15 protein-coding genes are annotated in these 15,492 nt (G+C 50.6%); 3 read left to right on the top strand and 12 right to left on the bottom strand.

Features of this window, described 5'->3' with window-relative positions; genetic code table 11:
* Positions 1-32 precede the first annotated feature (32 nt).
* The 3 genes from ACGTIC_RS06500 to ACGTIC_RS06490 form a co-directional block, all read right to left on the bottom strand.
* Positions 33-644 (bottom strand): CoA pyrophosphatase, encoded by a 612-nt coding sequence (locus ACGTIC_RS06500; RefSeq protein ID WP_059077324.1) that lies wholly within the window; start codon positions 642-644, stop codon positions 33-35.
* Between the two features lie 54 nt (positions 645-698).
* A complete protein-coding gene (gene leuS, locus ACGTIC_RS06495; RefSeq protein ID WP_113856195.1) occupies positions 699-3,185 on the bottom strand; it encodes a leucine--tRNA ligase in 2,487 nt (828 codons plus the stop codon).
* A 74-nt stretch (positions 3,186-3,259) separates the two neighbouring features.
* Entirely contained in the window at positions 3,260-4,828 is a 1,569-nt protein-coding gene (locus tag ACGTIC_RS06490) for a glycosyl hydrolase family 18 protein (protein WP_113856196.1), read from the bottom strand.
* A 116-nt stretch (positions 4,829-4,944) separates the two neighbouring features.
* Between ACGTIC_RS06490 and lgt the strand changes: the two genes are divergently transcribed.
* Positions 4,945-5,739 (top strand): prolipoprotein diacylglyceryl transferase, encoded by a 795-nt coding sequence (lgt, locus tag ACGTIC_RS06485; RefSeq protein WP_113856197.1) that lies wholly within the window; start codon positions 4,945-4,947, stop codon positions 5,737-5,739.
* 212 nt (positions 5,740-5,951) lie between these two features.
* Here the strand turns inward: lgt and sufU are convergent, their stop codons facing one another.
* The 9 genes from sufU to ACGTIC_RS06440 all read right to left on the bottom strand — a co-directional run bounded on the left by sufU (position 5,952) and on the right by ACGTIC_RS06440 (position 13,368).
* On the bottom strand, positions 5,952-6,389 hold the full coding sequence (gene sufU, locus ACGTIC_RS06480; protein ID WP_059077328.1) for a Fe-S cluster assembly sulfur transfer protein SufU: 438 nt from the start codon (positions 6,387-6,389) through the stop codon (positions 5,952-5,954).
* A 14-nt stretch (positions 6,390-6,403) separates the two neighbouring features.
* On the bottom strand, positions 6,404-7,624 hold the full coding sequence (locus tag ACGTIC_RS06475; protein ID WP_075582157.1) for an aminotransferase class V-fold PLP-dependent enzyme: 1,221 nt from the start codon (positions 7,622-7,624) through the stop codon (positions 6,404-6,406).
* A complete protein-coding gene (locus tag ACGTIC_RS06470; RefSeq protein ID WP_059077330.1) occupies positions 7,587-8,723 on the bottom strand; it encodes a SufD family Fe-S cluster assembly protein in 1,137 nt (378 codons plus the stop codon). The genes ACGTIC_RS06475 and ACGTIC_RS06470 overlap by 38 nt, the downstream gene beginning before the upstream one ends.
* A 15-nt stretch (positions 8,724-8,738) precedes the next feature.
* A complete protein-coding gene (gene sufB / locus ACGTIC_RS06465; RefSeq protein ID WP_394522612.1) occupies positions 8,739-10,103 on the bottom strand; it encodes a Fe-S cluster assembly protein SufB in 1,365 nt (454 codons plus the stop codon).
* Between the two features lie 104 nt (positions 10,104-10,207).
* The gene (gene sufC / locus ACGTIC_RS06460; RefSeq protein WP_059077332.1) at positions 10,208-10,954 is read right to left on the bottom strand and encodes a Fe-S cluster assembly ATPase SufC; all 747 of its coding nucleotides are present in this window, start codon (positions 10,952-10,954) and stop codon (positions 10,208-10,210) included.
* A gap of 186 nt (positions 10,955-11,140) precedes the next feature.
* Entirely contained in the window at positions 11,141-11,302 is a 162-nt protein-coding gene (locus ACGTIC_RS06455) for a hypothetical protein (RefSeq protein ID WP_154662689.1), read from the bottom strand.
* Between the two features lie 4 nt (positions 11,303-11,306).
* Positions 11,307-12,701 carry a thioether cross-link-forming SCIFF peptide maturase gene (scfB, locus tag ACGTIC_RS06450; RefSeq protein ID WP_059077333.1) on the bottom strand — a complete coding sequence of 465 codons (1,395 nt, stop codon included), beginning with the start codon at positions 12,699-12,701 and terminating at the stop codon, positions 11,307-11,309.
* 65 nt (positions 12,702-12,766) lie between these two features.
* Positions 12,767-12,907 carry a six-cysteine ranthipeptide SCIFF gene (gene scfA, locus ACGTIC_RS06445; protein WP_059077334.1) on the bottom strand — a complete coding sequence of 47 codons (141 nt, stop codon included), beginning with the start codon at positions 12,905-12,907 and terminating at the stop codon, positions 12,767-12,769.
* A 65-nt stretch (positions 12,908-12,972) separates the two neighbouring features.
* Entirely contained in the window at positions 12,973-13,368 is a 396-nt protein-coding gene (locus tag ACGTIC_RS06440) for a hypothetical protein (RefSeq protein WP_059077335.1), read from the bottom strand.
* Between the two features lie 278 nt (positions 13,369-13,646).
* On the opposite strand from ACGTIC_RS06440, the gene ACGTIC_RS06435 reads away from it, so the two are divergent.
* Together ACGTIC_RS06435 and ACGTIC_RS06430 are read left to right on the top strand one after the other, a co-directional pair.
* Entirely contained in the window at positions 13,647-14,825 is a 1,179-nt protein-coding gene (locus ACGTIC_RS06435) for a cation diffusion facilitator family transporter (protein ID WP_113856199.1), read from the top strand.
* A gap of 158 nt (positions 14,826-14,983) precedes the next feature.
* Positions 14,984-15,472: an HD domain-containing protein gene (locus tag ACGTIC_RS06430; protein WP_075582154.1), complete on the top strand. Its 489-nt coding sequence runs from the start codon at positions 14,984-14,986 to the stop codon at positions 15,470-15,472.
* Positions 15,473-15,492: the final 20 nt, after the last annotated feature.

Here is a 15,492-nt window from a genome sequence, read left to right as displayed (position 1 = left end):
TGTGGCATCATCTTCCTTTATTCTCTTTCCTCTCATGCCTCGTACAGGGACAGGAAATGTCGCAGGATATGAGCTGTAATGCCCCATATGGGCCACTTCTGATACCGATAAATATAAACGGAATATGTTTTGCGCCGCTTCCAGCTGCGGTCACCGCGAAAGCTGTTGTACAAGACGTCTTCCGGGAAATCAGCTCCGGGACGGGTGGCGATTTCCATATGCTTTTCCTCTGGCCGGACCGAGCGAAGGTAGGAAATGGGGGCCGTAAATATTTCCGCTATTTCTCCGCGGCTCAAAGTGAAATCCTGCGTATGAATCCGGGCCGCAAAAGGCCAGACAGTGACGCCCGCCATGGATTCAATATAATCTAAGGGTCCCAATATGTCTATATCGCCGCGGCATACCCCCAGTTCCTCCATCGTTTCCCGTATGGCCGCATCGAGGGCGCTGGCATCGCTTTTTTCTATACGGCCGCCGGGAAAACAGATATCCCGCGGCTGCCAGGCCAGTTTGCTGCTCCGGACTTCAAAGAGGATGTGTTCTTCCCCGCCAATGGTGAGAATTGGCAGGATGACAGCACAGGGCGTATTATTCAGGGACGTAAGGTGATGCACCGTCCGGTTGGGAGTGAGTTTATCTTTCATGACACGGCTCCTTCTGCAAAAAAAGGGATGCCCGGCGGCACCCCTTTTCCTATATTATTTTACGACGATATTGATGATTTTCTTCGGTACGACAATGAATTTGACAACCTGCTTGCCATCGGTAAAGGTCTTGACGTGAGGACGGGCGAGAGCCAGTTCCTTCAGTTCGTCTTTCCCCATTTCGACAGGAACGGTGATGCGGTCACGTACTTTGCCGTTGACCTGGATTGGCAGTTCGATTTCATCGACCTGAAGGGCGCTTTCATCGACTTTCGGCCAATCCTGTTTGTGGACATCGCCTTCAAAGCCGACTTTCTGCCACAATTCCGCTGTGATATGAGGTGTAAACGGTGCCAGAATCTTGAGCAGATTTTCTACGACTTCTACGGCCACATCCTTGCGGATGGACGTATTCTTGTCCACGTAGTTGTACATGGCGTTGACGTATTCCATGATGGAGCTGACCGCCGTATTCAGTGCATAGTGGTCATCGGCCCCTTTGACATCGACCGTTACTTTGCGGATGGACGTGTATTCGACGAGACGCAGTGCTTTTTCTGCTTCCGTGTACGGACGGCTGCTGTCGTCGCCGGCTTTCGCCAGATCCATGTACTGGAAGACGATGCGCCATACACGGTTCAGGAAGCGGTACGAGCCTTCTACGCCCGTATCCGACCAGGGCAGATCCCGTTCGGGCGGAGCGGCGAAGAGGATGAACAGGCGGGCCGTATCGGCACCGTATTTCGATACAATTTCTTCCGGCGATACGACGTTACCTTTGGATTTACTCATCTTGCTGCCATCGAGGAGTACCATCCCCTGGGTGAGCAGGCGTTCGTACGGTTCGACTTTATCAACATAGCCGGCATCGTACAGGACTTTCATGAAGAAGCGGGCGTAGATCAGATGGAGAATGGCGTGTTCAATGCCACCGATGTACTGATCGACATTCATCCAGTAATTGGCTTTCTTCGGATCGAAAGGCATTTCCGTGTTGCGCGGATCGGTATAGCGCAAATGATACCACGACGAGCACAGGAAGGTATCCATCGTGTCCGTTTCACGGATAGCCGGGCCACCGCATTTCGGGCAGGTCGTGTGGAGGAATTTTTCGCTCGTTTCCAGAGGAGACGTAGCGCCCGCCGTAAATTTGACGTCTTCCGGCAGTTCGACCGGGAGCTGGTCTTCCGGTACGAGCTGTTCGCCGCATTTTTCGCAGTAAACGACCGGAATCGGAGCACCCCAGTAACGCTGACGGGAAATCAGCCAGTCGCGGAGACGGAAGTTGACCGTCGCGTGACCATAGTCGTGATCGACGAGCCATTTCGTAATGGCTTTCTGCCCTTCTTTAATGGACAGGCCGTTGAATTCACCGGAATTGATGAGGTAGCCTTCGCCCGTGTAGGCTTCGGTGATGTCATCGTGTTCGTAGTCGATCTTGCCTTCCGGATCCTGGATGACATATTTGATGGGAATATTGTATTTCTTGCAGAATTCAAAGTCACGCTGATCGTGGCCGGCAACGCCCATGACGGCGCCGGTACCATAATCGACGAGGACATAGTTGGCAATCCAGATAGGCACCTTGGCCTGGTTGAGCGGGTTGATGGCATAGGCACCGGTGAACATGCCAACTTTTTCGGCGTCATCGGACGTACGTTCAATATCGCTCTGATTGCGCATCTTTTCGATGAAGGCGCGCAGTTCGGCTTCATTGGGCTTACCTTTGATGATCCGTTCCACAAAGGGATGTTCCGGAGCCAGGACGACGAAGCTGGCACCAAAAATCGTATCAACACGGGTCGAGAACAATTCTACACGTTCACCGATTTCCGGGATGTCAAAGAAGAAGTTGGCACCTTCGCTGCGGCCGATCCAGTTGCGCTGCATGGTCTTGACCCGTTCCGGCCAGCCCGGCAGCTTGTCCAGATCGTCGAGGAGACGGTCTGCATAATCGGTAATCTTGAAGAACCACTGTTTGAGGTCTTTCTTGACGACCGGGTTGTCACAGCGCCAGCAGACGCCGCCTTCAGCCTGTTCGTTGGCAAGGACGGTGTGGCAGTGTTCGCACCAATTGACCTTGGCTTCCTTGCGGTATGCCAAGCCCCGTTTATACATCAGTTCGAACATCCACTGTGTCCATTTATAATATTCTTTATGGCAGGTGGCAACTTCCCGGTCCCAGTCGTAGGACAGGCCCAGGGATTTCTGCTGCCGTTCCATGTTGGCTATGTTGTCATAGGTCCATTTTGCAGGCGGGATATTATGCTGGATAGCCGCATTTTCTGCCGGCATGCCGAATGCATCGAATCCCATAGGATGAATGACGTTGTAACCAATCATTCTTCTATAACGGGCAATGACGTCACCTATAGCGTAGTTGCGGACATGGCCCATATGCAGATTGCCCGACGGATACGGGAACATTTCCAGTACGTAGTACTTGGGCTTGTCACTTTCGTCCGGGCATTTATCTACTTTATTATCAAGCCAGATTTTCTGCCATTTCTTTTCTATTTCTTGTGGAATGTATTTTTCCATTCTTCGACCCCCCACGTCGTAAATAAAATAGAAGGTAAGGTTGTTGACCTTTCTATTATAAAGGGGTTGTAACGTCAAGTCAATTCATGTTTTGCAAATCCGTGCCAAAAGTTTTCCGGTTCAAAGCCTTTGCGCCAGAAGGAGGCACCGGCCAGCTGATAGGTGTGGATGAGGTCTTTTTTTTCTTTGAGAGACTTTTCATCTTCGAACCAGATGCGCAGTCTTCCCTTGGGAAGGCGGGTATCGAGGTAATACAGTCCCAGGTCTGCATCCCAGGTGATGAAAGAGGCATATTTTTCGCGGACACGGTGGCTGTCAGCCATGGTGAGGGTGCGGACGAACAGTTTCGGTTTCGCCTTTGCCGTACCTGTCCGGGCGGGTGCTGTACCTGCCGGGGGGGCGGTTGCTTTGACAGATTCAGGCCAGCTTTCTATGTCTTTGGGAAGGTCTTTACCATCGTCTGCTTCATACCAAATCCGCATGTAAAGGGGCATGCCCAGGACGACCTTATGGGCAGGAACGAATTTCAGAGTATTCTGTATGGCCGTCTGCACCCACGGGTATGTGGCCGTCGGGCCCGGCACGGGGCTGGTGCGGCCCACCTGGTCATAAGCCATGAGCATGACGTAATCGACGCTCTGTCCCAGGGCCGCCCGGTCGTACACGAGGGACCAGTTGGGGCTGTCCGAAAGAGGCGTCACATCGATGGACGTTTTCAGGCCATACGCCCGGGCGGCGTCGGAAAATTCGCCGACAAACCGGGTAAGCAGGTCTTTATCGCCGTAGTTGACGTTTTCAAAATCAATATTATACCCGGAAAATTCATAGAGGATGCCATAGCCGATGAGTTCTTTGATGAGCTGTTCCCGCAGCTCTTTCCGGCTCAGTATGTCGTGGGTCTGGCCGGGATTGAAGTTATTATCGACCAGCGGCCAGACAGCGTATCCCTTGGCTTTCCATTCCATGATAAGCGTATCGAAATCGGGATTCCTGAGGAGGACGCCGTCTTTGGTAATACGGAAGGCACAGGGGGATACGACGGGCTGCTTCGTCCGCAGGGGCGGTACCTGGGCGTTTTCATCCATGACCGGATCCCAAAGCAGCACCATGCCCAGGGCGTCGCGGCCATATTTTTTCATGACTTCTCCTTCAGGCAGAGGCTGCTGGCGCAGTTTCAGGGCAGACCGTTCCTGCCGCGCTGCCGGGAGCAGTTCCATATGATCCGGTTCGAGGACATAGCTGATGCCCAGGGGGCGGCGTACATGGGAAATGCTGATATTGCGGCCTTCTTTGCTTTCTGCGCCGGGCAGGGTCAGGCTCACATTGCGGTCCTTCCACAATTCCCTTCCATCATCAGCAGCGGGAAGGCGGAACCAGTACTGCCCTTTCTTTGACCGGTTGGGATAGATGCCGTATTGCTGCAGTGCCTTGTCACTGACCAGCCATCGCCGGCCATCTTCTACAATCTGCAGGTCCCTGATATTCTGATTGGAAATGGGATTTTCCACGACCGGGACGGTAAAAACGGGATCGGCTGCTTTTCCTGCCGGGCTTTCCCCTTTCGGCGCAGCCCAGGCACCGGTAGTGGCCGCACAGGTCAGGAATGCGGCAAGGCAGATTTTTTTTATGTTATGTCTATGCATGGTATGTTCTCCTCATCGTTGAGTACGGCTTCCATAATGACCGCCTCTGTTGTATAATGAATCAGCTGTATTCATTGCAGCAGTCTTCATTATATCACAAAGGAGCGGCATTTTTTATGCATCAATACTTATTTTTTATCGGTTCCTTCCCAATCCGGGCCTATGGTCTGTTATTTATGCTGGGAATCATTTCGGCTGGCATCACGGGATATTACATCATGAAGAGGGACGGACGCGGCTGGCATGTCCATATCTTCGACTTTACCATGTACTGCGGCCTGTCAGGCATCGTCGGCGGCCGGCTGTGGGATGTCTTCTTTTTTGACTGGGCCTATTATCACAATCATCTCACGGAAATCCCCTACGTCTGGCAGGGCGGCATGGCCATCCAGGGCGGCCTCTTATTCGGAGCCATTGCCGGTATCCTCTACACGAAGTATCATCACATCGACACCTGGGCTTTTGCCGATCTCCTGGCACCGGCCATCATCCTGGGCCAGTCCGTCGGCCGCATGGCCAATCTCATGAACGGCGACGCCTTCGGTCATCCTACGGGCGGGAATTTTGGCATCGTTTACCCCGATACGACTCTGGCCTACCATACATACGGGAACCAGCCTCTCTGGCCGGCTGAAGTCTGGGAAGGACAGGGCGATATCCTGATTTTTGTCCTCCTCCTCTTTTACAGCGCCTTTCCTCACAAGAAAGGGCAGGTATTCTGCCTGTACGTCATGCTCTACGCCATCGAACGGTTCTTCCTGGAATTTCTCCGTGGCGACTACGTCAACCTGACACTGGGCCTGAAATCAGCCCAGATGACCAGCGTCATCGCCTTCGCCATCGCTCTCATCGCCTTCATCATCCTCCAGTGGAAAGGAAGCCGGGACACTGGAGATGCCATGCAGAAATGATGGATATTTGATATTTGATGTTTGACGTTTGATACTGGCTGTCTGACTTATCACGTAAATGCCAAAACAGGCTGTTCCATTAAGCAAATTTGCTTAATGGAACAGCCTGTTTTTCATATACAGCACTGCTAACAGTCAGCCGCTGACTGCTAAATGTTAGCCGCTAGCCACTAATCACTGGCCACTAATCACGGCCTGCGGACTGCTAGCCACTACTTTTCTTCCCGTTCCAGGGCATCTTTCAGCGTATGCCATGCCAGGACAGCGCACTTGACACGGGCCGGCATGTTGGAAATATTCTTGAGGGCAATAGCATCTTCCAGTTCTTCCAGCTTGTCATCGTCAGTCACTTCCCGCTTGATCATTTCCAGGAAGAGGTTGACCAGGCGCAGCGCTTCTTCGACGGTCTTGCCCTTGATGAGGTCAATCATGATATCAGCCGAAGCCTGGCTGATGGCACAGCCATGGCCTGTATAGGCGGCATCTTTGATGACCCCGTCCTGAATATCAGCCTGCAGGGTAATATCGTCGCCACAGCTCGGGTTATGGCCGTGTTCGCTGAGGTTGGCACCATCGAGGGGATGCTTGTTTTCCTGACACTGGTTGTGTTCCAGGATGATGTCGGAATACAATTCATTCATATTTTCCATGACTTTTTATCTCCTTAATCGTTGAAGCCCATCTGCTTGCGGACGAGAGGCAGTTTTTCAAGGAAGTAATCCACTTCTTCGAGGGTATTGTAGATATAGAAGCTGGCGCGGTTGGACGCTTCTACGCCGAGATGAGCACCGAGCGGCTGGGCACAATGGTGGCCCGAACGGATGGCAATGCCGAAGCTGTCGAGGATGGTAGCCGCATCATGAGGATGGACACCGTCGATGGTAAAGGTAATGACGCCCGTCTTTTCTTCCGGATCGGTGCTGCCGATAATGTGGATATGGGGAATCTTCTTCATCCCTTCCAGGCAGTGTTTCGTCAGTTCGTATTCATGGGATTCGATATTGTCCATGCCGATGTCTTCCAGATAATCGATAGCGGCGTGGAGGGCGACGGCACCTTCTACGTTCTGGGAGCCGGCTTCGAATTTAAAGGGCAGTTCATTGAACGTCGTGGACTGTTCCTGAACGTATTCGATCATATCGCCGCCCAGGAGGAACGGTTCCATTCCTTCCAGGATGGCTTTCTTGCCATAGAGTACGCCCGTGCTGGCCGAGCCGCACATCTTGTGGCCGGAGAATACGAAGAAATCACAATCCAGGTCCTGTACGTCCGTCTTCATATGAGGCGTAGACTGGGCGCCATCGACGATGGCAATGGCTCCTACGGCATGAGCTCTGGCCACGATGTCCTTTACAGGCCGTTTCATGCCAAAGACATTGCTGACGGCGGCAAAGGAAACGATTTTCGTCTTGTCATCGATCTTAGCCAGGTCTTCTTCCGTAAAATGGCCTTCCTTGTCGAGATACATATAGACCAGTTCAGCTCCGGTCTTCTGGCAGACGCGCTGCCAGGTAACCAGATTGGAATGATGTTCCGAAATAGGAATGACGATTTTATCGCCTTTTTTCAGTTTCGGTTCGGCGTAGCTGCGGGCAATGAGGTTCAGGGCTTCCGTCGTATTGCGCACGAAGACGACTTCTTCACTCGATGCGGCATTGATGAAGCGCCGTACGGCTTCGCGGGCTTCATCATAGACTTCACCGGCTTCGATGCTCAGGATATGGGCACCGCGATGGGGATTGCCATTGTGATGTTCCAGGAGATCCACGATGGCATGAATGACCTGATAGGGTTTCTGCGTCGTTGCCGCATTGTCAAAATAAACAATCTGATGACCATTGTGGACTTTAGTCAAGATGGGGAAATCTTTGCGTACATTTAGCATGGCAATCACCTTTCTTATAGCAGAACTGCATCTTTTCCCGTACAGCCTGCAGAACTTTATTTTCTAAATCAGTATCACCCAGTTTATCGATGACCGGGCGGATATTGGATTCGACGATGATCAGCTGGGCTCCTGCTTCATTGAAGCCGCGGCTCATGAGGTAGAACAGCTTGTCCTTATCGATCTGGCCGGCACTGGATGCATGGTTGCCGACGACGTCGTCTTCCTTGCAAAGCAGCAAGGGAACCGAAATGGAATGGACGTTGGGGCTCAAAAGGATGCATGTATCCGATTCGGACCCGACGGCCTTTTTGCCACCGCGGAGGAAATCAATGGTGCCGCGGAAGTATTTCTTCGACGTATCGAGAAGGGCACCCGTCGTCACGATATCCGTGTTGGTCTTGACGCCTTTTGTCGGTACCCAGTAGGAAAAATCGACAATCTGGTCATCATTTCCCAGATACATGGCCTGACTGTTGAAATTGCTTTCATCGTGCATCAGGTCTGTCTTATAGTAGACGATAGCCGCCTTGGCGCCGATTTCCGCACTGACATAATCGATTGTGCTTTCCTTACCGGCATCGGCATAGCGGTGTTCCACATGGCGGACGTGATGGCCGTGGAGCTGTACTTTGCTGATTTTGACGTGAGCCTGTTCGCCTGTCTTGACATAAGTCAGGAAATTAACATATCCACCGGCTGCATCGCCGTCAAAAATCAGGTATACGGTGAGGTCGCTGTGATCTCCGGCCTGAATGGTGAGCTGGCCCGTAATCTGCGGGACGGCAGCACTGACCGTATAGTCAAGCCATACGGCACCTTTCTGGCCTGCACCGACCGTTACGGCACAGCCCGTATTGCTTTCATCGAGGGCCTTGTTCAGGTCTTTTTCATTGGATCCCTGGAAGTCCCCCAAATCCGGTACCTGCCGGCCCGTATAAAAGGATACGGCAGCATCGCCGGTATGACGTTCAGCCGGTGTATAGGAGGGCACGGATTTCTGTGCCAGTGGTTCTAAATCGAGGTGATTGACTTTCATCCAGCGGAAGGTAGGACGCGGAAGCTGATTATATTGTACGACTACTTTATCTTTTGCCATTCTTCTCCTCCTCCCTTATTTCAACGAACCTTTGAGTTCGAGGTTGATCAGGTTATTCATTTCAACGGCATATTCTAATGGCAGTGCCTTGGAAACCGGTTCTACGAATCCCCGTACGAGCATGGCCCGGGCTTCATCTTCGCTGAGGCCGCGGCTCATGAGATAGAAAATCGCTTCGTCGGAAATACGGCCGATAGAGGCTTCATGGCCCAGGTCGATGTTGTCGTTCTTGACGACGATAGCCGGGATCGTATCAGACTGGGACTGTTCATCCAGCATGAGCGATTCACAGCTGACGTTGGCCTTGGCTCCTTCTGCCTTGGGATTGATGACGACGCTGCCTCGGTAAATGCAGACACCGCCGCTCTTGCTGATGGATTTGGAATTGATGTTGCTCGACGTATGAGGTGCATTGTGGACGACCTTGGAACCCGTATCGAGATATTGTCCCTTACCGGCAAAGGTTACACCCGTGAATTCGCAGTGTGCCCCTTCTCCCTGGAGGATACTCATAGGATAGAGACAGGACGTATGGGATCCAAAGGAACCGGTGACCCAGTTGATGGTCCCGTTCTTGCCGACAATGGCCCGTTTCGTATTGAGGTTATACATATTTTTGGACCAGTTTTCGATTGTCGAATAGGTCAGCGTAGCATCGTCACCTATGAAGAGTTCGACGCAGCCGGCATGGAGGTTGGCCACGTTGTATTTCGGTGCCGAACAGCCTTCGATGAAGTGGACTTTGGCACCTTTTTCGACGATGATCATGGTGTGTTCGAACTGGCCTGCTCCCGGTGCATTGAGACGGAAATAGCTCTGCAGGGGAATGGACACATCGACACCGGCCGGTACGTAGACGAAGGAGCCACCAGACCAGACGGCGCCGTGGAGGGCAGCGAATTTATGATCCGTCGGCGGCACGAGTTTCATGAAATGGGCCTTGACGATATCTTCGTACTTTTCCAGTGCCGAATCAAAATCCGTATAGACGACGCCCTGCTGCACCAGTTCGTCCTGGATGCTGTGGTAGACGACTTCCGAGTCGTACTGGGCGCCGACGCCGGCCAGGGATGTCTTCTCCGCTTCGGGGATGCCCAGGCGGTCGAACGTATCTTTGATATCGTCGGGAACGTCATTCCAGTCGGCTTTCATCTGAGCGTTCGGGCGGACGTAAGTGACGATATTGTCCATATCGAGTTCACTGATATCCGGACCCCAGTCGGGATATTCCATGTGGTTAAAAATATCGAGTGATTTAAGACGGAAATCGAGCATCCACTGCGGTTCGTGTTTCTTTTCCAAGATTTCACGGACGATATCTTCCGTAAGACCCGCTTCCGTCTTATAGGAATAGTTGAAATCCTTTTTAAAATTATACATATTGCCGAAATCGGAGAAGGTATCGATTTTCTGACGTTCTGCATTCAGTTTTTCTTCCCGTTCTTCGACCAGCTTTTCTTTTTCATCAGCCATAGTCCTACCTCCTATTCAGCCTGTCCTCTGAATGATTCGTACCCGTTGGCTTCAATGGTCTGGATGAGCGAGGCGTCGCCACTCTTGACAATGCGGCCGTTGATGAGGACGTGAACGAAATCCGGTTTGAGATGCTGCAGGATTTCACTATGATGAGTAATGACCAGGATAGAATTGTTTTCGTTATGATACTGGGATACCGTTTCCGAAACGATGCGGACGGCATCGACGTCGAGGCCCGAATCGATTTCATCGAGCATAGTCAGCTTGGGTTCGAGCATGCACATCTGCAGGATTTCCGTCTTCTTCCGTTCGCCGCCGGAAAAGCCGTCATTGACATACCGTTCGGCATAGGATTTATCCATTTTCAGCTGATCCATCTGGGCATGCAGTTTTCTACGGAACGGCATGATGCGCTGCTGCTGGCCGGAAACGGTGCTCTTGGCATTACGGATGAAATTTTCAACAGAAATACCCTGTACAGCGATAGGCTGCTGAAATGCCATAAAAATACCGGCCTTAGCTCGTTCATTGACGGGGGCATCGGTAATATCATTTCCTTCAAAGAAAATCTTTCCTGCTGTTACGACGTATTTCGGATTGCCCATAATCGCATTGAAAAGCGTCGATTTGCCGGCGCCATTGGAACCCATGATAACGTGGGTTTCTCCTGTATTGATTGTTAAATCGAGACCTTTCAGGATTTCTTTGCCTTCTACGGCGATGTGTAATCCTTCTACTCTCAGTAATTCGCTCATGTTGTATCACTCCTATGAAACTTCTTGAACCGTGTCAGAGCTAATTTGTAATGTATACTGTTTAGCTACACATAAGATTACTCCAATACGGAATTAAAGTCAACTCTTTTGGTGCATTTTATCATGCAATTTGGAAAAAAACTATGTCCAGCAAGAAAACGGAGCTGCCATCACAGCCCCGTCTACTTATTTCTTTTTCCGACGCCATCCGATGATCTGAGCCAGGACGGCAAGAACTGCCAGCACCAGCAGACCGATCATCTTGGCCGTCGGCCCTTCCATGACCAGCGCGTAAATCAGATAAAAGAATACGACAAGCCAGAGAAATATGTTTATCTTGCGGACCATATCATCACTCCTGTGCAGCTTCCTGCCGCTTCATGGCCAGTTTCGCCTGGATATACATGGCGCATTCGATGCGCTTCTTCTGGATGCGGCAGCTCAGTTCGTACGGTGTCTGGATGTTGCCGCCATATTTGATATTGTTGGCATGACATCCGCCACTGCAGAAAAACTTGGCCCAGCACTTGCAACACTCCGGTTTATTGAGGACATGCATATCGCGAAACAGGGCCGGAATAGTATCATTCGTCACGCCATCGTAGACGTTGCCGATGACATAACCGTCCTGGCCTACGAACTGATGGCAGGGATAGATGTCACCATTGGGGACGACACACATGTATTCATGACCGGCACCACAGCCGCGCAGCCGTTTGGCGATGCAGGGGCCGCGGTACAAATCCATAATAAAATGATAATAAACGAACGGACGACCTTCATCATAACGCTGAAGATAAAAATCCGTAAGGCGGTCGTATTCATCAAAAATCCTGGGAAGATCGTCGTCCGTAATGGCATAGGATAAATCGTCGCCTACGACAGGTTCCATGGAAAGACCTTCAAAACCCAGATCCGCCATATGCCGGACATCTTCTGTAAAATCCAGATTATATTTGGTATACGTACCGCGCACGTAATATTCTTCGCCATTGCGGTGTTTGGCTGCATAAACCTGATTCCGTGCACATGTGTCGTACGAGCCGTGACCGCCTGCATCGGGACGCATGCGGTTGTGGACTTCCGGACGGCCATCGAGGCTCAGGATAAGACTGATATGCTGGTCGGTCAGGTATTTCACTTTGGCCGGATCCAGGAGCATACCATTCGTCGTGAGCGACAGCTTAAATACCTTATCGTGGATTTTTTCCTGTTCGCGGATATATTCAATAGTCTGTTTCACTACATCGAAATTCATAAGCGGTTCGCCGCCAAAGAAATCGATTTCACAGTGCTGCCGCTTGCCTTCTGTGCTTTTAATAAGCAGATCGACGGCCCGTTTTGCCACGTCGAAGCTCATGAGTTCCCGTTTATGCGTGTCATAATCACCCTGGGATGCAAAACAGTATTTGCAGCGCAGATTGCAGTCGTGGGCAATATTGAGGCACAACGATTTGATGACCGGTTCTTCCTCAGCCACGACTTTAAAATTATCACACATGGGTGCGAAGAGCATTTCTTTTTCTATCAGTTCATCCAGTTCGGAAAGAGATTCATCTAGTTCACTCCGGGAATACGTCGTCCCCAGTCCTTCATAGACGGCGTTTTTATTCGTGCCGTCATAAATGTCGAGGATATCGTAAGTCACCTTGTCGATGACATTGATGATGCCGCTATTGACGTCGAGCAGCATGTACGTTCCGTTCTGGCAATATTTATGGATCATCGGATTAATTTGTTCAGACATAGTTCCTCCATACAAAAAGAATACCCTTTACCTTCCGGTAAAGGGTGTCCCCTCAGTGTTCAACCTTATTTTGTGCAGACCTGATTGCCTACCGTGCAGGATGTCTTGCAAGCGGACTGGCAGGATGTCTGGCATTCGCTGCAGCCAGCGTGCTGCGCCGTCTTCTGGATAGATTCTGTATTAATAGTAATGATGTGTTTTGCCATGATATTCACCTCTCATAATTATAACTGGTATTATTGTAACATAGAACCGTATTTTCTACAATGTCTTATAAAAGACTGAATCCTTCAAAAACAAAATTTTTCCCAACCCGCACGACGATGGATCGTTCCTGGAACAGCTCATTCGTGTCAAAGAAAATGTCGAACCCGCCACGATAGGTGACATAGACGGAGTTGATATGTTTCAGATATCCCCGGATTTCTTCAGCGGAAATTTCCGGTTCCCCGTCGGACCGCCATTTCTTATTCTTAAAATTGGCAATGAGCGGTGCATGGGCCAATACACGGACATGATGCTGATGAATCCAGTCCCATATTTCTTTGCTATACCGTTCGGCTTCTTCCTTCTGGTCTTCACCGAGACCTTCCAGCGTAAATAATACAGGCTTGTCACCGTACATGACTTCATCCATATAACTGCCTTTTACATATTGTAAACTCATATCGATTGAACCCTCCACCGTACAAATTCACAGACACATATCAATCACTGTGCCCTTTTATACTACAAAATTCTACAACATTTGTCAAACTGAGATAGCAAAAACAGGACAATATATTTTATATTTTTCAATTTCAGTACGTTATATACAGATACCCCGTCAGATGTTCAGGCCCCGTTCCGGTTCATAAATTCACCTTTTTCAATCTATCTCTACACAACCCATTCTTTTCATGCTACAATGATACCAATCTTGAGAATACCAAAGAGGCGATACGTATGATTGAATATATCATCCGTCATACTGTAAAGAATTACAGCAATACAACTGACAAAAAGGTCCGCGAGCAGTACAGCATCGTCGGCGGCATCCTGGGTATTATCTGCAATCTCTTCCTGTTCATCGGGAAGTTTCTCGTCGGCATGACCAGTGGCAGCATCGCCATCATTTCCGATGCCTTCAACAACCTGAGCGATATGGGATCGTCTTTTATTTCTATAATAAGCGCCAAGCTGAGCAATCGTCCTCCTGACGAAGACCACCCCTTTGGTCACGGGCGGTTTGAATACCTGGCATCCCTTACTATTGCCATCCTGATTCTCATCGTCGGGTATAAGCTCTGTGAAGCATCGGTTACGAAATTCTTTGAACCGGAAATATTGGATTTCTCGTTGTGGGGAGTCATCATCCTCGTCGCATCCATTGCCGTCAAAGGATGGATGTGCCTGTATAACCGCTATATTGCCAGGCAGATTCACTCCAGTGTCAATGAGGCGACTGCATCCGACAGCATCAACGACGCCATCGCCACGACGGGTGTCCTGCTGGCCACCATTGCCCAGCAGTTTACGACTCTGCCCATCGATGCCGCTGCCGGTACGCTCATCGGACTGCTCATTCTCTATTCCGGTGGCAGCCTGGCAAAGGAAGTCATCAACATTCTCCTCGGCAAGGCACCAGACCCGGAACTGGTACGGGAAATTACCGACTGTGCTCTGCACTGCCCCTATGTCGTCGGCGTCCATGACCTGAAAATCCACGACTACGGCCCCGGTCGTACCTATGCTTCCATCCACGTGGAAGTGCCTGATACGTCCGATATCGTAGAAGTCCATTCGGCTGTCGATGAACTGGAGGATATTCTGAAAGAGAAATTCCAGATCAATATCAATGTTCACATGGATCCGCTCTGCACGGATGAGAAAATCATTTCGGCCATGCGCCACGATATCGACACGTTGATCCAGACGGAATATCCCCAGTATCATACGGATAATCTCCGCTTCACTGCCGGTGCGCGCCATCCGAATATCATCTGCGACCTCCATATCCCGCCGGAAGAATACTCCGAAGAAAACATCATCGCCATCCGTAAAAAAATCAATGCATCCATCAAAAAATATAACGAACGGTACCACGTCGTCCTGGCAAACATCCTGCCAGAAGGAAAACAGTGACCGGCAACAGGCCCGGTGGCAACTTCCATGAGATTGCTGCCGGGCCTGTTAGTTCTGATACTAAAAAATACAATCCTTTTGCCGGCTGTACCGCCTATCCAGCCGAAAATAGTGTATAATAAAAGCGATAGACAGATTCTGAGAAAGGTGGCATATATGTGAACATTCCCAAACTAATAGAAGCAGCTGTTGCCTACGACCATGGCGATCCCCGGCGTATCCAGCATTTCCTCAAAGTCTACGCCTACGCCGATTTGATTGGTCAGCTGGAACACCTCGCTCCGGATACGCAGGAAATCCTGGTAACGGCAGCCGTACTCCACGATATCGGCATCCACGCGGCAGAAGAAAAATATGGCAGTTCGTCCGGCAAATATCAGGAATTGGAAGGGCCGGCTATCGCCCGCAAGCTGTTGGAACCCTTCTCTTCTTCTTCGTCTTTTACCGACCGCGTCTGCTGGCTCATCGGCCATCATCACACCTATACGGGCATCGACGGCCCCGATTATCAGATACTTTTGGAAGCGGATTTTCTGGTCAACGCCTACGAAGATCAGCTGGATGCAGACGCCATCCGCACCTTCCGGGATAAGGTGTTCCGCACCGGGTCAGGTATTTCGCTGCTAAACACTCATTTTGATATATAGATTAGTTCAGAAGTAGTTTT

This window comes from Megasphaera hexanoica, from assembly GCF_043520715.1.
GTDB lineage: Bacteria > Bacillota > Negativicutes > Veillonellales > Megasphaeraceae > Megasphaera > Megasphaera hexanoica.
Note: the sequence above shows the minus strand (reverse complement) of the source record. Positions and strands in the feature narration are given on the sequence as shown.